Raw genomic sequence first — 18,485 nt, forward strand, 5'->3', positions numbered from 1 at the left:
CATGAACGACTGGATCGACATCGGCACCCTCTCCGACATTCCCCTGCGCGGCGCCCGGACCGTGCAGATCGAGGGCGAAAAGGAAATCGCGGTGTTCCGCGCCGGAGACGACCGGGTCTTCGCACTCGTCAACGAATGCCCGCACAAGAAGGGCCCGCTCAGCCAGGGCATCGTCCACGGCCATGCGGTGGCCTGCCCGCTGCACAACTGGAACATCGCGCTTGCCAGCGGCGAGGCGCAGGGCGAGGACAAGGGCTGCACCCCGACGATACCGGTGCGGATGGAGGGGGAGCGTATCCTGATCGCGCACCCGCAGAGCCTGAAGGTCGCGGCGTGATGGCGGCGGGGGACCTCATCGCGCCGGGGCAGGTCTGGCTGGTGGGTGCGGGGCCGGGCGATCCCGACTTGCTCACCCGCAAGGCCGAAAGGCTGATCGCGGCGGCGGACGTCGTGTTCTACGACGCGCTGGTCGGGCCGGGCGTGCTGGACCTGATCCCCGCGCCGACGGAACGGGTCAGTGTCGGCAAGCGCTCCGGCCGCCACAGCAAGGAGCAGGGTTCGATCAACGACCTGCTGCTGGAAGCGGCGCGCGCGGGCAAGCGGGTGGTGCGGCTGAAGGGCGGCGATCCCTCGGTATTCGGGCGTTCGGCGGAGGAGATGGATCACCTTGCAGCGGCGGGCGTTCCGGTGCGGATCTGCCCCGGCATCACCACCGCCAGCGCGGCGGCGGCGAGCGGGCTGGCCTCGCTCACCCTGCGCGGCGTGGCGCGCGGTCTGACGCTGGTGACCGCGCATCTCAAGGCGGGCGAGCCTTTGCGGCTGGACTGGGAAACGCTGGCCCGGCCGGGCGGCACGCTCGGCGTCTACATGGGGCGCGCGGCGGCGGGCGAGATCGGCCGTTCGCTGATCGCCGCCGGACGCGATCCCGATACGCCGGTGATGATCGCGGTCAACGTGTCCCTCCCGAGCGAGCGCCTGATCCGGGGCAAGCTTTCGGCGCTGGCCTTCCTCGTCGCCACGATCAGCGATGACGACCCGACGCTGCTGCTGATCGGCGAAGCCGTGGAGACCCGGCGCGCGGCAGTGGACGTGCTGCGGGAACTGGCCTGCCCGGCCTGATGACGGCGCCCGCATCCTTTGCGATAGACGATGCCCATGCCGTAGTGACCGGAATGCTGGGCGGGCCGGGCAGGACCGAAACCGTGGCGCTGGGCGCGGGTCTTGGCAGGATCGCCGCGCGCGATGTCGCCGCGACCGGGGATCAGCCCCGCTTCGCGGCGGCGGCGATGGACGGCTGGGCGATATGCCGAGGGGATGATGGCGGGCAGGAAGGCGGCGGGACGTCGTTCCGGGTCATCGGCGAAAGCCGCGCCGGCCACGCGATCCAGGGCGAATTGCAGGCGGGCGAGGCGGTTCATGTCTCCACCGGCGCGATGATGCCCGGCGGCGCCGATGCTCTCGTGCGGCGCGAGCAGGGACGTCAGCTCGGCACCGTGCTTTCCATCGGCGAATGCGTGAGCGGGCGCGATATCCGGCCGCGCGGCTGTGATTTCCGGCAGGGCGACCGTCTGCTGGCGGCGGGCAAGCGGATCGATCATTTCGATATCGCGCGGCTGGCCGCCTCGGGCACCGCGCAAGTGGAGGTTCGCGCCCACCCGCGCGTGGCGCTGCTCGCCACCGGGGACGAACTCGTGGTTCCCGGTGCAACGGCACATGCCGCCGCGAACTATGACGCGCTGTCGCCCGCGCTTTGCGCAAGGCTGGGACAGGTCGGCGCGGCGGTGCTGGACCTTGGCATTGCGGGGGATGACGACGCCGCGATCGCCGCGCGCCTTCGCCGCGCCGATGCGGAGATCCTCGTCGTCATCGGCGGTGCGTCCGGTGGGCGGCATGACCGGGTGCGCGCGGCGCTTGGCGGGCTGGGACTGTCGGTCCTGGTGCCGAGCGTGCGGATGCGGCCGGGAAAGCCGTTCTGGTTCGGCCGCCTTGGGGATGACCGTTTCGTCATGGGCCTGCCCGGCAACCCCGTGGCGGCGCTGGCGGCGGCGGAGCTGTTCCTGGTTCCGGCCCTGCTCGCGCTTCAGGGGCTGGGCGCGGCCATAAGCTGGACCGATTGCCCGGAGCTGGGCGATCCGGCAGGGGAAGCGGGCTGCGAACGTCTGCGTTTCGCGCGCCTTGCCGATAACGCGGGCGCCGGGCGGTGCATCGAACTGCTGGGCGGCAGCGACAGCGCCGCATTGGCCCCGCTGCTGGGCGCGAATGCGCTGGTGCGGCTGGGAAGCGCCGCCAATGGCGGCCTTGCGCAATTCCTGCGGCTTGCGGGCTTCGCCTGAGCGGCAAATCTTCCGGCATGGATTGACGGGAGCGCGTTCCTCTCGATAAATCGCTTCTGCGAATCATTATCAAATCACTATCAAATATCGATGCAGGGCGTTGAGCCGGTTCGCCCGCTCCGGCGATCGTGCCGGAATTGCCGCGTTCCCAAGCGTCGATGCAGTGAGGGGCCGGATCTTCGCCTGGCGGCGGGGTCTGCTGCTCGCTCGCTTGCGAAGAGGGTACGAAGAAGATGAAGAGAATGATGCTCAAGTCGGCGCTGCTCGCGGCGACCCTGGCCGGCGGTCTGGCCCTTGCCGGACCTGCCATGGCGGACGGGCCGGTCGCCGGGCGTTCGGCGGAGGCGGAGGCTGCGGCGTTCGATGCGGACCGTGCTGCGATCCTTGCCATGGCGGGCAATTACAAGGTCACCTTCGACATGCGCGAGACCACGCCATGGCGCGCCGATTACACGCCGATTCCGGGCAAGGTCTCGGGCGGGCACGAAGCGGTTCGCGTGATCGAGGACAGCGGGCGGCGCATCGTGCTGCAGCACCTGCTCGTGGTGGACGAGGGCGACGGCAAGCAGATGGTCATCAAGCACTGGCGGCAGGACTGGACGTACGAGCCGGAAAGCGTGCTGGTCTACGCGGGGAAGGGGCGCTGGAACGTCGAGGCCGTGCCCGCCGCCTTCCGCAAGGGGCGTTGGTCGCAGACGGTGTGGCAGACGGACGATTCCCCGCGCTATGGCGGCTGGGGGCAGTGGACCGAGGAAGGCGGGGTGCGCCGCTGGCGCAGCAACTGGACCTGGCGTCCGCTTGCCCGCCGCGATGCCGTGCGCAAGCCGCCCTATGACCGCTATCTCGCGATCAACCGCCATTCGCCGAGCCCCGCCGGGTGGATTCACTGGCAGGACAATATCAAGGAGGGGCCTGAACCGGGTTCCGCCGATGGCAGGATCGTGCCCTTCGTGCAGGAATCGGTGCTGAACAGCTATGTGCGCGACGACAGCGTCAGCCTGGCCGCGGCCGACAGCTACTGGGCGGCGACGAAGGATTACTGGGCCGCGATCCGCACCGACTGGGACGAGGCGATCGCCCGCGACAAGGGCGTTTCCGTGGCAGAAGTGGCCGAAACCGGCTCTGCCAGCGGCGAGCGGCTGATGGGGCTCGCCGACGATATCCAGTCCGGCAAGGTCAGGCTGCCGCAGGCGGTGCAGCGCGGCAAGGCGGTGATCGCCGAAGTAACGCGCCGCTAGGCCGGAGCGGAGCAACAGAAGGTCCCAACCAGAACCCCTGTTCCCTTCTCCAGTGGGGGCAGGGGTTCCTGGCATCCGGTTTGATCGCAAGCTTCGGAGTGACAGGCGGCGGATCGGCGCGCTAGGTCCGCTGCGATGAGGCAGACCGATAGCATTGACTGGCAGGCCATTGCCGCCGATCTGGATAATGAGGGCTGGGCCGTGCTGCCCGGCCTGCTGGACGAGGCGGAATGCGATGCCGTGGCCGGGCTCTATGGCCCTTCCGACCGGTTCCGCAGCCATGTCCACATGGCGCGTCACGGCTTCGGCTTGGGGGAATACCGCTACTTCGCCTATCCGCTCCCGCCGCTGGTGCAGGATTTGCGGGCCGCGCTCTACCCCGCCCTCGCGCCGGTGGCCAACCGCTGGCACGAGCGCATGGGGATCGACACCCGTTTTCCCGAAGATCATGCCGCATTCCTGGCGCGCTGCCATGCGGCGGGCCAGCGCCGACCCACGCCGCTGCTGCTGCAATACGGCCCGGGCGATTACAACTGCCTTCACCAGGACCTTTACGGCGAACATGTCTTCCCCTTGCAGGTGGCGGTGCTGCTGTCCTCTCCGGGGCGGGATTTCACCGGCGGGGAGCTGGTCCTGACCGAGCAGCGCCCGCGCATGCAGTCGCGTCCGGTCGTGGTGCCGCTGGGCAAGGGGGACGGGGTGGTCTTCGCGGTGAACCAGCGCCCGCAGAAGGGATCGCGCGGGGATTACCGCGTGGTGATGCGGCATGGCGTCTCGAAACTGCGCACAGGGAGGCGCCATACGCTGGGGATCATTTTCCACGATGCAGCCTGACCTCTTCGCCGACACGCGCAGCCGCATCGATCTCGGCCCGGGCGCGGTGCTGCTCGGCGGTTTCGCGCTCGCCGAAGCGGAAGCGCTGATCGGCGAAATTCCGGCCCTCGCCGCCGTTTCGGAGTTCCGTCACATGGAGACCCGCAGCGGCGGAAGGCTTTCGGTCGCCATGTTCAACTGCGGGGAGACCGGCTGGGTGAGCGACCGGCGCGGCTATCGCTATCAGGCCATCGATCCGCGGACCGACCGGCCCTGGCCGGCGATCCCGCCCCGGTTCCTGGCGCTGGCCGCGGGCGCGGCGGCGCAGGCGGGCTATCCCGGCTTCGTGCCCGACGCCTGCCTCGTCAATCGCTACGACGCCGAGACGAAGCTCTCGCTCCATCAGGACATGGACGAGCGCGACCATTTGGCGCCGATCGTCTCGGTCTCGCTGGGACAGGCCGCCACGTTCCTGTGGGGCGGCCTGTCCCGCAGCGATCGCCCGCGCCGCCACCGGGTGCTGCATGGCGACGTGGTGGTCTGGGGCGGGCCTTCGCGCATGGTGTTCCACGGGGTGGACAGCGTGGAGCGGGGCACGCATCCTCTCACCGGCCCGTGCCGCTACAACCTCACATTCCGGAAGGCCCGATGACCGATACGATCCACCGCTGCCGCTGGGCCGAAGGCGATGCCCGCATGCAGGCCTATCACGACGAGGAATGGGGCGTGCCGATCCGCGATTCCCGCGCGCTCTGGGAGAAGATGGTGCTCGACACCTTCCAGGCGGGCCTGTCCTGGCGCACGATCCTCCACAAGCGCGAGGCCTTCCGCGCCGCTTTCGAGGATTTCGAGCCGGAACGCATCGCCGCCTATGGCCCTGCCGAGATAGAGCGCCTGATGGGCGATGCCGGTATCGTGCGCGCCCGCGCCAAGATCGAGGCGACCATCCGCAACGCGCGTGCCTTCCTGGCCATGCAGGAGCAGGGCGAGGACTTCTCGCGGTTCGTCTGGTCGTTCGTGGGCGATGCGCCGCAGAAGGGCGACGGCACCGGCAGCGCCGCCCGGTCTGCCGCCGGAGACGCGCTGTCGGCCGCGCTGAAGAAGCGGGGTTTCTCGTTCGTGGGGCCGGTGGTGGTCCATGCCTGGCTTCAGGCAACGGGGGTGATAAACGATCACGAGGCGACCTGCTTCCGCCGTTGATATCGCGCCTTTCCAAGATCGCATCGGCCCGATAGCATCCGGCTTCCAGTTGCAGGGGGTATGGGCGATGCGTTCGAAGTTCCTTTCGGGCCTGACGGTCATGAGCGCGGCTCTGGCGGCCATGCCCGCCTTTGCGCAAAGCGTGCCGACAGCGCCGCCGGTTGCGGAGAAGAAGCCCTATCAGGTGCCTTCTCCCGGCGGCCCGCGCGAGGATGACTATTACTGGCTGCGCGACGATACCCGCAAGAACGCCGAGATGCTCTCCTACCTCGCCGCCGAAAACGCCTGGACCGATGCGCAGATGGCGCGGCTCAAGCCGTTGGCGCAGAAGCTTTACGAAGAGACCGTCTCGCACATCAAGCAGGACGACAGTTCCGTTCCCTATGACGACAACGGCTGGTCCTATGCGCGCCGTTTCGCCGCGGGCGCGGATTATCCGGTGAACGAACGCCGCAAGGCGGGGACCACCGGCGCCTGGCAGGTGCTGTTCGATCAGCCCGCCATGGCGAAGGGGCACAGCTTCTTCTCGCTCGGCGACTTCGCGGTGAGCGACGACAATACCAAAGTCGCCTGGGCGGAGGATACCGTCGGTCGGCGGCAGTATGTCCTGCGGGTCAAGGACATCGCGACCGGCAAGGTCATGAGCGACACCGTCGGCAATGTGGAGCCGAATCTCGTATGGAGCGGCGACGGGCGCACCGTGCTCTATATCGCCAAGGACCCGGTGACCCTGCGCGGCTATCAGGTGAAGGCCCATGTGCTCGGCACCGACCCGGCGAGCGACCGGCTGCTCTACGAGGAGAACGACGACACCTTCCAGATGGGCATCCTGCGCACGCGGGACAGCAAATACGTCTGCGTGGTGGTGCAGAGCACCGTCAGCGACGAGCAGCGCTGCGCGCCTGCGGCCTCGCCCGCCCCGGCCGCCTTCACCACCATCGCCCCGCGCGAGAAGGAGTTCCGCTACTATGCCGAACACCTCGGCGATCGCTGGGTGATCCGCACCAATCGCGGCGCGAAGAACTACAAGCTGGTGACCCTTGCCGATGCCGGGGCGGCGAAGGGCGAGGCTGCGTGGAAGGATCTCGCTCCCGCCAGCGACACCGTCTTCATCGAGGATTTCGCGCCGTTCGAAGGCTTCGTCGCCATCGACCAGCGCGAAGGCGGCAACCGCATGATCCGCCTGCTGACCGATGCCGGAAAATCGATCCCGGTCGAGGCCGGGGAACCTGCCTACCGGATGGCGCTAGACGTCAACAGGGTGCCGTCCTCGCGCTGGGTCCGCTATACTTACGGCTCTCTCGTCACGCCGACGACGACGATCGAGATCAACGCCGGAACCGGCGAGAAACGCGTGCTCAAGGTCACGCCGGTGCCGGGCTACGATCCCTCGAAATACGTGACCGAGCGGGTCTGGGCTACCGCGCGGGACGGAACCCGGGTGCCGGTGTCGCTGGTCCATGCCAGGGGCGTGAAGCGAGACGGCACTGCCCCGCTGTTCCAGTATGCCTACGGCAGCTACGGCTATTCGACCGATCCGGCGGTCGATCCTTCGCGGATCGGGATGCTGGACCGGGGCGTGGTTTATGCCATCGCCCATATTCGCGGCGGGCAGGAAATGGGGCGCGGCTGGTACGACGACGGGCACCTGCTGAACAAGAAGAACACCTTCACCGACTTCATCGACGTGACCCGCTATCTCGTGGCGCAGGGCTACGGGGCGAAGGGCCGGGTGGCCGCGATGGGCGGCAGCGCGGGCGGGCTGCTGATGGGCGCCGTCGCCAACATGGCGCCGCAGGACTACAAAGCGATCGTCGCGCAAGTGCCGTTCGTGGACGTGGTGACGACGATGCTCGACGCTTCGATCCCGCTCACCACTTTCGAATATGACGAATGGGGCAATCCCGCGGTCCAGCCCTATTACGACTACATGCTGAGCTATTCGCCCTACGACAACGTGACCGCGAAAGCCTATCCCTCGCTGTTCGTATCGACCGGGCTGTGGGACAGCCAGGTCCAGTACTACGAACCGGCCAAGTGGGTCGCGAAGCTGCGCGCCACCAAGACCGATGCCAATCCGCTGCTGTTCCGCATCAACATGGAGGCCGGGCACGGCGGCAAGTCGGGCCGGTTCGAACGCTACCGCGATTCGGCGGAATGGACCGCTTTCGTGCTGGACCAGCTCGGCGTTCCCTAATGAGCAGCGCGCGCTTTCCTTGACTCCTTGCGGGCGTTCGCTTAGGGGCCATCGTTTACCGATCCACCAGATTTCATACGGAGTGCCCATGGCGCGCGTTACCGTCGAAGATTGCGTCGACAAGATCCCCAACCGCTTCGATCTGGTCCTGCTGGCCGCACAGCGTGCACGCGAGATTTCGGGCGGTGCCGAACTCACCATCGAACGCGACCGTGACAAGAACCCGGTCGTCGCCCTGCGCGAAATCGCGGAGCAGACCGTGACCCCGGCGGTCCTCAAGGAAACGCTGGTCACCTCGATGCAGCGCGTTCTGCCCGACGACGACGACGAGATGGACGAAATCGGTTCGCTCAGCCAGTCGGCCGAAGCCCTGCGCATCACCGCGTCGGCTCCGACCCGCAATACCTCGCTGGGCGGCGATTACGACGGTTGATCTTGCGCGTTCCCGGTTGACGGATCGCCGCTGACCGGCAACCATCGTTCAGGTGGTTGGCAAGAAACACAAGTTGCCCCGGATTGCCGGGGCTGCCGGCGGGCCGGCCCCGAAAGGGGCGCGGCCCGTTGTTGCGAGTTCGCGGCACGAACGCGCGCCCGGCGCCACGATCGCCATCTACAGCGTCAAGGGCGGGGTCGGGAAGACGACTTTCGCGGCCAATCTCTCTTGGTGTGCGGCGCAGACCGGGCGGCGCACGCTGCTGTGGGATCTCGATGCGGCGGGAGGCTCCGGCTTCCTCTACGGGCTGGAGCCGGGACGCTCGGGTCTCGCCGAAGAGGTGTTTTCGCGCGATCGCCCGGCATCGCGGCTGATCCAGCATACCGCGTGGGAGAACATAGACGTCCTCCCCGCCGATGAAAGCATTCGCGCGCTCGATGCCCAGCTCATGCGGATCGGCAAGCGCAAGCGGCTGGCGAAACTCGCCGGGGAGCTTTCGGAAAACTATGAGCGCATCGTGCTCGATTGTCCTCCGGTCATGAACGAACTTTCGGCCCAGGTCGTGCGCGCGGCCGACCTGGTGATCGTGCCGCTGCCGCCATCGCCGCTTTCGGCGCGGGCCTTCGAGCTGGTAGTGCGCGAGATCGCGGGCAATACCCGCCGCCATCCGCCGATCCTGCCAGTGCTCTCGATGCTCGACTTGCGCCGCGCGCTGCACAAGCAGGCGCGCGAGGCGAACCCGAACTGGCCCTCCATCCCCTATGCCAGCGCGGTCGAACAATGCGCCGTGCAGCGCCAGCCGGTGGGCGTCCATGCACCGCAAAGCCCCGCCGCGCAGCAGTTCTCCCGCCTGTGGGGCGCGATCGAGGCGAAGCTGGCCGAACGCGCGGGCTGAGGGTTCTTGCGGAACCGCTGTTCAGCGGCGGCGCAAAAGGGTAGATTTCCCGCGCTTCAGGGGGAATGCATGAACGAGATCAGCGAAAGTCTGGCCGAAATCGGGCAGGGCGGCCTCATCGCGAACGCGGCCGAGCCGCACCGGGACGCGGGCGACACCGGCCATACGCATGAAACCGCGTGCCTCAATTGCGGCACGGCGCTGATCGGTTCGCACTGCCATACCTGCGGACAGGCCGCCCACGTCCACCGCAGCCTCGGCGCGTTCTTCCACGACCTGCTGCACGGCGTGTTCCATTTCGAGGGGCGGATCTGGCGGACCCTGCCGATGCTGCTGCGCCGTCCGGGCCGGCTGACGCGCGAATATATCGACGGCCGCCGGGCAAGCTATGTCTCGCCGATCGCGCTGTTCCTGTTCAGCGTGTTCCTGATGTTCGCGGTGTTCCACGCGGTGGAGGATCACGAGACCATCGCCGCCGCACCTGTCGAGAGCGGAGACTTCGAGACGGCGGTGACGGCCGGCCAGCAGAAGCTGGACGGGCTCAAGGCACAGCGCCGGACGCTGCGCGCGCAAGGCAGCGATACCGCCGAGGTCGAGCGGCGGATCGACGAGCAGCGCCAGGCGCTCGAAGTGCTGAAGGAGACGCGGGCGGCAGTTGCGGGGAATGGCGGAGAACAGCATTTCAGCGATATTCGCCCGCTCGACAAGGCGATCGGCAAGTTCCGCAAGAACCCCGAACTCGCGGCCTACAAGCTCCAGACTTACGCCTACAAGTACAGCTGGGCGCTGATCCCGATCTCGGTTCCGTTCCTGTGGCTGCTGTTCCCCTTCAGCCGCCGGTTCCATCTCTACGATCACACCGTCTTCGTGACTTATTCGCTCTGCTTCATGACCCTGCTGGTGATCCTGGGCATGGCGCTTCAGGCAGCCGGGGCGGGCTTCGTGGCAGGCTTGCTGTTCTTCGTGCCGCCGTTCCACATGTATGCACAACTGCGCGGCGCCTATGGGGTGGGCCGCTTCGGCGCGATATGGCGCACGGTGCTGCTGGGCTGGTTCGCCTCCACCGCGCTACTGCTGTTCTTCATCATGATCATGGCGCAGATCAGCCTCTGATACCTGCCTCGCCCTGCGGGCAGCGGCCTGCTAAGGCGCGGGGGTGATGACCAGCCAGCCGAATCCCGCCGCCAGCCCCGAGACCGAGACCGAACCCGATTTCGTCGTCGTCGACGTGGAGACCGCCTGTTCGCGGGTCAGCAGTATCTGCCAGATCGGCATCGTCGGCTTTCGAAACGGGCGGGAGACTTTCGCCTACGAAACGCTGGTCGACCCGCGCGACGAATTCTCGCCGTTCAACGTGGGCATCCATGGCATCAGGCCCGAGCAGGTCGTGGGCCATCCCTGCTTCGGCGATATTCACGCCGCCGTCACCGGGCATCTGGCCGGGCGGATCACCGTTGCCCATTCCCACTTCGACAAGGGCGCGCTTGCCGCAGCCTGCCGCATCGGCGAACTGCCGGAGATCGAGACGCGCTGGCTCGACAGCGTGCGCGTGGCCAAGCGGGCCTGGCCCGAGCTTCCCAGCCACCGGCTCAATATCCTGTCCTCGTTCCTCGGTATCGAGCACCGCCATCACGACGCGCTGAGCGATGCGCGCGCGGCCGGCATGGTGATCGTCCGCGCCATCGAACATACCGGCCTCGGGCTCGACGGGTGGATGACCGCCCCGGCCAGGAAGAAGATCGAGGTGCCTCAGCCCGCCACAGACGGTCCGCTCTCGGGCGAACGTGTCGCCATTCTGGGAGAGCCGCGCGACGGCCCGCTGGCACAGTTCGTGGCGCGGGCGGGCGGGCGCGTGGTGGCTTCGGTGGGGATGACCACGACGATGCTGGTCGTCAGCACGAAGAATCCCTACGGCCGCTGGGTCAGCGCCGCGCCCCAGCACCGCAAGGCGCAGGAACTGCGCGATGCGGGCCGGCCGATCGCCATCCTGACCGAGGGCGATTTGCGCAGCAGGTTCTGATCGGGCGGCCCCGGCAAGGACCGGGGCGGACGCCGTTTCCCGGTCAGGCGGCTTCGCGCTGCAGCCAGCCGCGCAGCAGGAAATTGGTCTGCTCGGGATGCTCCAGCGCGGCCATGTGCCCGCAAGAGCCGATCTCGTGATAGCTCGACGTGGCGATCCGCTCGTGGATTTCGCGGGCGTGATCGGGCGGGGTGATGCGGTCGCCGTCACCGACGACGATCATCGTCGGCACCTTGATCCGGCTCAGGCCCTCGAGCGAATCGGGACGGGTCATGATCGCGTGCTGCTGGCGGATGAACGCCTCGCCGCCGACGCGTGACGCCATGGCGCGCATCTCGTCTGCGACATGGCCTTCGGTGTGATCGGGATGGACCAGATCGCCGAGCAGCTTGCGGGTGACGCCAAGGAACTTGCCGCGCTGGAGCGAGGCGATGCCCGCCTTGCGTTGCAGGGTGCGTTCCGGCGTGTCGCTGCGGGCGCTGGAGTTGATGAGCGCGAGGCGGCTCACGCGTTCCGGCGCGCGGCGCATGATTTCCAGCGCGACATAGCCGCCCATCGACAGGCTCACCAGCGAGAAGCGGCGCGGCGCGGCGGCCAGCGTGCGTTCGGCCATGGCGCCGATCGTGTCGTCCAGCGTGAGGTCGGCGACCATCGGCGCGGCGACATCGGCAAGGCTGCGGATCTGGCGGCTCCAGAGGGACTGGTCGCACAGCAGGCCGGGCAGGAACACCACGGGTTCCAGCGCAGGCGCGGCGCGGGTTTCCACCTGCCGCTCGTCAGTCATGAACCAGTCGGCACGGGCCTGCGTGCCGGTTTCCTCAATTGCCAGAGTCGCCATATCAAATCTCCTGAGCCCGAATTGGGCTTGTGATCGTCATCTGTCCAATTCATGATGATGGCGATCTTGATATGTTTTAGGTATGATGTGGAACTCCGGCATATTCGCTACTTCCTCGCCGTGGCCGAGGAGCGCCATTTTACCCGCGCCGCGCAGCGCCTGGGCATCGGGCAGCCGCCGCTCAGCCACCAGATCAAGGATCTGGAGCGTGAAGTGGGCACTCCGCTGTTCCACCGCATTCCGCAAGGCGCCGAACTGACCGAGGCCGGGCGGGCCTTCGAGGAGCGGGTTCGCGCGATTCCCGGCATCGTTGCCGAAGCGGTGAGCGCCGCGCAGCGGGCCGCGGCAGGGGAAACTGGGCGGATTCGCGTGGGCTTCACCGGGTCGGCGGCGTTCAACCCGCTCGTGCCGCAGGCGATCCGCATCTACCGGCGGCGCTTTCCCGAGGTGGAGCTGAGCCTGACCGAGCACAATTCCAACGGTTTGGTGGAAGGGCTCGGGGACGGTTCGCTGGACGTGGCATTCCTGCGCCCCGATGCCGTGGACAAGACCGGCCTGCGCCTGTTCCATCTGGCCGACGAACCCCTGATCGCGGCGCTGGCCTCTTCGCGAATGCCGCATGGCGATCCGATCCGGCTGGAGCAGCTTGCGCTCGATCCGTTCATCCTCACGCCGCGCGCGCTTGGTCCCACGCTGTTCGATGCCACGCTGGAGGCCTGCCGAAGGGCCGGGTTCGATCCGGTGATCGGCCAGTCCGCGCCGCAGGTGGCGTCCGTGCTGGCGCTGGTGGCGGCGGAACTCGGAGTGGCGCTGGTGCCGCATTCCATGCGCGACGCCTCGTTCAGGGGCGTGACCTATCACGACCTCGAAGGCGACATGCCGACCGCGACGCTGGCGCTGGCGATCCGCAGCGACGAGCGCGCCGCGACGGTCAGCGGCTTCGTGGCGGAAGCCCGCTTTCCCAGCGAGCCGGACGGAGGCTGAGGATCAGCGCACGCGCACCTTGCGCGCCTGCATGAGCGTGAGCGCGATCATCAGCCGCGTGGAATGGATCGCGCCATCCAGCAGGGTGCCGCGCGGCTCCGCGCAGGCGAGCGTGACGGGGCGAAGTTCAGGCCCTTCGAGCAGGCTGACCATCAGCCGTTCGTCGGATGAGAGGCGGTGCGCAAGGCCCAGCCGCATCGGACGGCCCAGCGCGGCTTCGAAGAGCAGGCAGAAACTGTCGATCACCGGCGCGAGCATGGCGCAGTCGAACAGGTCGAGCCGGGCGGCGAGGCTGGGCTGGGCATGTTCGCCATCCTCGCGCGCACTGCGCCAGCACCGGGCGATGTCGACCAGCACGCTGGCGGGAAGGGTGCGGCGGGCAAAGGCGGGCTTGAAATCCTGCAGGGGCTCGGGATCGCCCGGAACGGAACTGCCGGAGCAGGACGCGCAAGGCACGGGAACGGGAAAATGAAAGGACATAACGGGGCACTCCAGGTCGCACCATTATGCTAATGCAAATCATTCGCAAATAAAAGCCCCGAAGCCGTCGTCCCGGCGCTGGGCGCGCACGGGCCGGCTTGCCGGGCTGAGCCCGCGCCCGATCGGCCCGCACCGACCGGCGCGGGTAACGGCAGGCACATCCCCGCCGTCACCCGCGGCCCCGGTCCTGCTATCGGCCCAACCCCGCGATCCCGCCGGGCCGGGTGCGCTCAGGGGCGGAAGCCGCCCGAAGGCCGTTGGCCGCCCGGAGGCGCGGTGAAGAACAGCTTGCGGAACGTGAGCTGGAACGCCCGGCCCACCGGGTCGAGGTAATAGGGCGAATAGGCGTAGGGCGTGTCGCCGTTGCCGTCGCGCACCTTCTGACGGGAGTCGAGCAGGTTGGAGACCGAGAACGTCACGCGCGCGCCGCGCAGGAACGGGATCTTGTCCACCAGCTTGGGTTGCTGGCCGAGATCGGCGAAGAGCCGCAAGTCGAACTTGGCGAAATCGTCGAAGCGCAGCTTGGTCGCCGCATAGCCGTCCACGCCGTCCACCGTGGTGCCGCTTTGCCAGCTTCCGGTCAGGCGCATTCCCAGGCCGCTCTGCGAATAGCCGGTCTGGAGTTCCAGCTTGTGGCGGGGCGTGCCGCCGCTGCTGGCGCCGATGGTGCCGCCGTTGAGGAGATCGATCTCCGGCTGCCCATCGCGCAGCACGACGCGGTCGGAGAAGACCCAGGTGTGGTAGAGCGAGAACGTCATGCGTCCACCGCGCCCGCCGCCGGGCCCGCCGAAGCCGCGCGGACCGCCGCCTCCGCCCGGACCGCCGAAGCCGCCGCCGGGGCGACCGCCGCCTTCACCGCCGCCGCCCTCGCCGCTGCCGCCGCTGCCGCTGCCGCCCCCGGTGCTGCCAGGTCCGCGCGTGCCGGCATCGGTGCCGGTGGCGGCGCCGCCCTGCTGGGCCGCGGCGTTCTCGCCTTCGCCCTGCGGCGGCGGGCCGCCTTCGCCGCCTTCCCGGCCAGCCCCGTCCCTGCCCATTCCGTCCCTGCCGGGGAACCCGTTCGGGAAGCGGCGTTGGAAGCTCTCGCGCATGGCGTCGATCTGGGATTGCGGGGTCTTGAGCGTCTTGGTGAAAGTGATCCCCATGCGCAGTTGCGACTTGTCTTCGCTGGCGATGTTGATCGGGCGCAGGTCCACCGAGACGAGATTGCCATCGGCATCGCGGGTGAAGCGCTCGGGGAAGGCCGCGACCACGCCGGGCGTCGCGCCGGGCAGGGCGACGACCTGGTTACGCTGCCAGGTGCGGTTGTAATCGAGGTTGAGGGTGATGTTCGGGTCGTTCAGCCGGAACGTGCCGCCAAGGCGCAAGTTGCGCAGGCGCGAGCCTTCGAGGTCGGGGTTGCCGCCGGTCAGCGCGGTGACGCGGACCGACTGGCCGGTCGTATAGTCGAACAGGTCGAAGTTGGCGGTGGAGATCACCGCGTCGCCCAGCTGTGCGGCGCTGGGCGCGCTCTGGTCGTCGCGGTAGGCGGCGATCAGGCTGAAGCGGTTGGTCGGGCTCCAGTTGAAGCCGCCGCCCAGCGTGCGCAGGGTGCCGAAGTCGCCGATCTGGCGCACCGCCGCGTTGGCGTTGATCGACATGCGCCCGGCGCCGGGGAACAGCGGCACGCCCCGGCTGCTGAGCGGGATGTCGATATTGACCGACGCCTCGCCCTGATCGCGGTCGACGCCGGTGTCGCGGTCGATGCCGAGCCGGGTCACGGTGCTGTCGGACCGGTCGAAAGTGCCGCCGAGCTTGAAGGTCGTGGTGATCCCGCCGGCGGGCATCTGCAGCGGCGTGGTCGTTGCCACGAAGTTCAGGTCGACGCTGTCGGTGCTGTTGCGGGTCTGGTTGGGAGCCTGGAAATCGAGGAATTCGCTCGCGATCGACAGGGAGGGATCGGCGAGCGGATCGCCGGCGGCCACGGCGGCGGCATAGTCGGCCAGGTTGAGCGGGCGCTGCTGGATCGAGCGGGTGTCGGTGCGGTCGTAATTGCCGGTGACCGTCCACTGCCACTTCTGCGTGGTGCCGTTGAGCGTCAGCCCGAGGTGGCCGGTCTGCTTGCTGTTGGTGTTGGTCAGCGGCGAGAGGCCGTCCACGGTGGGCAGGAACGTCTCGTCTTCGGCCCCGCTGGCGTAAGGCGTGCCGCCCGGGATCGTCACCGAGGACAGGGCGCTGCCGCGCAGGGCGCGGCTGTCGGTCGTGGTCAGCTCGCCGTTCACCGTGGCCAGCCAGACGTGGGAGAGCGGCTTGGCCCAGGTGCCGGTGAGCGTGAAGGCCTGCGTTTCCGGGCGCAGCGTGCGATTGCGGCCGTCGCCGCCGCTGGTGGCAAGGCCGCGCTGGGCCTCGGTGATGGAATTGGCCTGCGAGTAGTTCACGTCGAGGTTGAGCCGCTCGCCCCGGCGGATCGCGAGGAAGTCCGCCTTGGGATTGACGCTCAGCCCGTCCCCCTGGGTGCCGAGCTTGGCGCCGCCTTCGAGGGTATAGGCGCGGAACCGCTGGCGCAGCACGATGTTGACGACTTTTTGCGTGGCGGCATAGCCATACTTGAGGGCGACTTCCTCGGGCAGGATCTCGACCCGCTGGATCGCTTCGGTGGGGATCGTGCCGACTTCACGGAAGCTGGCGATGCGGCGTCCTTCGAGCAGGACGACGGGCGAACCGCCGCCCGCGCTTTCGGTTTGCGGGGCGAGTTCCTCAAGCAGTTCGGTGACGCTGGAAACGCCAAGGGCGCGCACGTCGCCGGCATCGAAGGTCACTTCGGGGGCGATGTCGCCGATCACCGAGCCGCGCGGCTTCTGGCCCGAGACGACGATCTCGTTCTCCTCGCCGGGTTCCTCGGGCGTGGATTGCGTGGACGTGGTGGCCCCGGTGGAGCCTGACTGGGCATAAGCGGAAGCACCGGGCCACGCGAACAGGGCAGCCGACGCCATCAGGCCGAAACGAAATCGCACCACTTCGAAATTCCCTCATCTTGTTTTGCCATCGCCATGACAAACTTCGCGCTTTTTGGGGCGTCGCAATTTGTATTAATTGGTGACAGCTTCGCACCATTGTCGCGCCGAAGAACCGGGCGGCGCGCCGGCGATGCAATTCCAGAGATTTACAGAAGATGAGCAGTTGGCCCGCCTGCATGCCCTAGCGCGTGCCGGTCACCCGTTCGCGCGTCACTTCGGCCACTGTGGCGCAGCCGAGCTGGGCCATCGCCGCTTCGAGTTCGGTGCGCAGCAGGTGAATCGCATGGGCGACGCCCGGCATCCCCGCCACGGCGAGGGCATGAAGCTGCGGGCGGCCGAGCAGCACCGCGCGTGCACCCAGCGCCAGCGCCTTGACCATGTCGGTGCCGGAGCGGAAGCCGCCGTCCGCCAGCAGGGGCACGCGGCCCCCGGTTGCCCCGGCCACATCCTCGATCACGTCGAGCACGCTGGGCAGCCCGTCAAGCACGCGGCCGCCATGGTTGGAGACGATGAGCCCGTCTGCGCCCATGTCCACCGCGCGGGCGGCGTCCTCTCCCAGCACCATGCCCTTGACCAGCACGGGAAGCGAGGTGGCCTCCCGCAGCCAGGCGAGGTCTTCCCAGCGCGGCGCGGTATCGGCGAGCGGGGTGCCGAACAGGATGCGCCCGCCCAGCGTTGCGGTCTGCCGTGGCAGCGGCATCCCCGCGAGGTTCGCCGCCGAGACGCCGGGCGGCAGGGTCATCCCCGAAAGCTTGATGGCGGCATCGATGGTGAGCACGATCGCCTCGTATCCCGCCGCCTCGGCGCGGCGGACGAGGGCGAGGCTGTGTTCGCGGTCCGGCTGGAGATAGAGCTGGAACCAGAGCGGCGCGGCTTGCCGGCCCAGTTCGCGGGCAAAGGAGCGGGCGGCTTCGGCGATCTCCTCCAGCGGCACGCTGGACAGGGTGCTGACGATCGTGCCGGTATCTAGCGCGGTGGCGGCGCGCACCACCGCGAGTTCGCCGTCGGGATGGGCAAGGCGCTGGTAGGCCACCGGGGCCATCATCAGCGGCGCTGCGTGGTTGCGGCCGAACAGGTCGATGGCGGTGCCGCCGCCGCGCAGGTCGGCCATGGCGCGCGGAAGCAGGGCCCGGCGCGAGAAGGCCTCGCGGTTGGCGCGCAGGGTCTGTCCGGTGCCCGAACCTTCCTCGATATGATGCCACGCCTCGGCGGAAAGATGGGCGGGGGCGCGGCGTTCGTAATCGGCAAGGCTGCGCAGGTCGGGCGGGATCTGCGTCAGCGCGGGAAGCGGCGCGTCGCTCACGTCACCGACCACTGGCGCAGCAGGTTGTGGTAGACCTGCGTGAGCGTGTCGATCGAGCCATGTTCGGGATGGTCGCCCGCGATGCCCTGTATCGCGCCGTCGAGTTCGAGCAGCAGGCGGCGGCGTTCGGGCGCGGCGACGAAGCTCTGGGTCCAGAAGAACGAGACGAAGCGCGTGCCGCGTGTCACCGGCTCCACGCGGTGGAGGCTGCTGCCGGGATAGACCACCAGATGCCCGGCGGGAAGCTTGACGGTGTGGCTGCCGAACATGTCCTCGATCACCAGTTCGCCGCCGTCGTATTCGTCGGGATCGCTGAGGAACAGGGTGCTGGAGATGTCGCTGCGCAAGTGTTCGCCGGTGCCGGGGATCGGGAAGATCGCGTTGTCGACGTGGTTGCCGTAGTGGCCGCGCCCGTCGTAGCGGCTGAAGCGGGGCTGGAGCACGCGGCTCGGCAGGGCGGCGGCGATGAACAGCGGCGTCTGCATGAGGCGGGCCAGCACGCGGTCCGCAAGCTGCTGCGCCAGCGGATGGCCCAGCGGAAGCTGCTCGTTGTCCTTGACCTGCGCGGCGCGATGACCGGCGGTGGCGCGGCCGTCCGCCCAGTCGGCGCCTTCCAGCGCCTCTCGGAATGCGCGCACTTCGTCGGCGGAGAAAAGTTCGGGAATTTCGATGACCATGGGCGCTCTTCTTGCCGAGGACGGCGCTCCTGACAATGACTCGCATCAAAAAGAGAAACCGGGACGCGCATCAAAAAGAGA

At 68.3% G+C, this 18,485-nt stretch carries 18 protein-coding genes; 13 read left to right on the plus strand and 5 right to left on the minus strand.

What is annotated here, in order from left to right:
• The first annotated feature begins 1 nt into the window (after position 1).
• The 12 genes from nirD to ACXJ16_RS25895 all read left to right on the plus strand — a co-directional run bounded on the left by nirD (position 2) and on the right by ACXJ16_RS25895 (position 11,129).
• The gene (gene nirD / locus ACXJ16_RS25840; RefSeq protein WP_132469699.1) at positions 2–337 is read left to right on the plus strand and encodes a nitrite reductase small subunit NirD; all 336 of its coding nucleotides are present in this window, start codon (positions 2–4) and stop codon (positions 335–337) included.
• On the plus strand, positions 337–1,119 hold the full coding sequence (gene cobA / locus ACXJ16_RS25845; RefSeq protein ID WP_132469698.1) for a uroporphyrinogen-III C-methyltransferase: 783 nt from the start codon (positions 337–339) through the stop codon (positions 1,117–1,119). Before nirD ends, cobA begins: the two co-directional genes overlap by 1 nt.
• On the plus strand, positions 1,119–2,333 hold the full coding sequence (locus tag ACXJ16_RS25850) for a molybdopterin molybdotransferase MoeA (protein ID WP_463922557.1): 1,215 nt from the start codon (positions 1,119–1,121) through the stop codon (positions 2,331–2,333). The genes cobA and ACXJ16_RS25850 overlap by 1 nt, the downstream gene beginning before the upstream one ends.
• Positions 2,334–2,575: 242 nt before the next feature.
• Positions 2,576–3,571 (plus strand): DUF6607 family protein, encoded by a 996-nt coding sequence (locus ACXJ16_RS25855; protein WP_324699307.1) that lies wholly within the window; start codon positions 2,576–2,578, stop codon positions 3,569–3,571.
• A 135-nt stretch (positions 3,572–3,706) separates the two neighbouring features.
• Positions 3,707–4,405 (plus strand): 2OG-Fe(II) oxygenase, encoded by a 699-nt coding sequence (locus ACXJ16_RS25860; protein WP_054436243.1) that lies wholly within the window; start codon positions 3,707–3,709, stop codon positions 4,403–4,405.
• Positions 4,395–5,036 carry a DNA oxidative demethylase AlkB gene (gene alkB / locus ACXJ16_RS25865; RefSeq protein WP_463922558.1) on the plus strand — a complete coding sequence of 214 codons (642 nt, stop codon included), beginning with the start codon at positions 4,395–4,397 and terminating at the stop codon, positions 5,034–5,036. The genes ACXJ16_RS25860 and alkB overlap by 11 nt, the downstream gene beginning before the upstream one ends.
• Entirely contained in the window at positions 5,033–5,584 is a 552-nt protein-coding gene (locus tag ACXJ16_RS25870) for a DNA-3-methyladenine glycosylase I (protein ID WP_463922560.1), read from the plus strand. Before alkB ends, ACXJ16_RS25870 begins: the two co-directional genes overlap by 4 nt.
• A gap of 67 nt (positions 5,585–5,651) precedes the next feature.
• A complete protein-coding gene (locus ACXJ16_RS25875) occupies positions 5,652–7,781 on the plus strand; it encodes a S9 family peptidase (RefSeq protein ID WP_463922562.1) in 2,130 nt (709 codons plus the stop codon).
• An 88-nt stretch (positions 7,782–7,869) separates the two neighbouring features.
• Entirely contained in the window at positions 7,870–8,214 is a 345-nt protein-coding gene (gene rpoZ / locus ACXJ16_RS25880; RefSeq protein WP_054436240.1) for a DNA-directed RNA polymerase subunit omega, read from the plus strand.
• Positions 8,215–8,266: 52 nt separating this feature from the next.
• On the plus strand, positions 8,267–9,109 hold the full coding sequence (locus tag ACXJ16_RS25885; protein WP_185999441.1) for a ParA family protein: 843 nt from the start codon (positions 8,267–8,269) through the stop codon (positions 9,107–9,109).
• A gap of 69 nt (positions 9,110–9,178) precedes the next feature.
• A complete protein-coding gene (locus tag ACXJ16_RS25890; protein ID WP_463922564.1) occupies positions 9,179–10,222 on the plus strand; it encodes a DUF3667 domain-containing protein in 1,044 nt (347 codons plus the stop codon).
• A gap of 46 nt (positions 10,223–10,268) precedes the next feature.
• Positions 10,269–11,129 (plus strand): exonuclease domain-containing protein, encoded by an 861-nt coding sequence (locus ACXJ16_RS25895; protein ID WP_463922565.1) that lies wholly within the window; start codon positions 10,269–10,271, stop codon positions 11,127–11,129.
• Positions 11,130–11,172: 43 nt separating this feature from the next.
• Here the strand turns inward: ACXJ16_RS25895 and ACXJ16_RS25900 are convergent, their stop codons facing one another.
• Complete coding sequence (locus ACXJ16_RS25900) at positions 11,173–11,967, minus strand: alpha/beta fold hydrolase (protein WP_197282960.1); 795 nt, start codon at positions 11,965–11,967, stop codon at positions 11,173–11,175.
• An 87-nt stretch (positions 11,968–12,054) separates the two neighbouring features.
• Between ACXJ16_RS25900 and ACXJ16_RS25905 the strand changes: the two genes are divergently transcribed.
• Positions 12,055–12,951 carry a LysR family transcriptional regulator gene (locus ACXJ16_RS25905; RefSeq protein ID WP_185999444.1) on the plus strand — a complete coding sequence of 299 codons (897 nt, stop codon included), beginning with the start codon at positions 12,055–12,057 and terminating at the stop codon, positions 12,949–12,951.
• Between the two features lie 3 nt (positions 12,952–12,954).
• Here ACXJ16_RS25905 and ACXJ16_RS25910 read toward each other — a convergent pair whose 3' ends face one another.
• The 4 genes from ACXJ16_RS25910 to ACXJ16_RS25925 all read right to left on the minus strand — a co-directional run bounded on the left by ACXJ16_RS25910 (position 12,955) and on the right by ACXJ16_RS25925 (position 18,404).
• Positions 12,955–13,431: a hypothetical protein gene (locus ACXJ16_RS25910; protein ID WP_054436236.1), complete on the minus strand. Its 477-nt coding sequence runs from the start codon at positions 13,429–13,431 to the stop codon at positions 12,955–12,957.
• Positions 13,432–13,661: 230 nt separating this feature from the next.
• Positions 13,662–16,424: a TonB-dependent receptor gene (locus tag ACXJ16_RS25915; protein ID WP_463922566.1), complete on the minus strand. Its 2,763-nt coding sequence runs from the start codon at positions 16,422–16,424 to the stop codon at positions 13,662–13,664.
• Positions 16,425–16,605: 181 nt separating this feature from the next.
• Complete coding sequence (locus ACXJ16_RS25920; RefSeq protein WP_324699316.1) at positions 16,606–17,727, minus strand: alpha-hydroxy acid oxidase; 1,122 nt, start codon at positions 17,725–17,727, stop codon at positions 16,606–16,608.
• Entirely contained in the window at positions 17,724–18,404 is a 681-nt protein-coding gene (locus tag ACXJ16_RS25925) for a Fe2+-dependent dioxygenase (RefSeq protein WP_054435928.1), read from the minus strand. The genes ACXJ16_RS25920 and ACXJ16_RS25925 overlap by 4 nt, the downstream gene beginning before the upstream one ends.
• Positions 18,405–18,485 lie beyond the last annotated feature (81 nt).

It is taken from the genome of Novosphingobium sp. TK71, assembly GCF_055361505.1.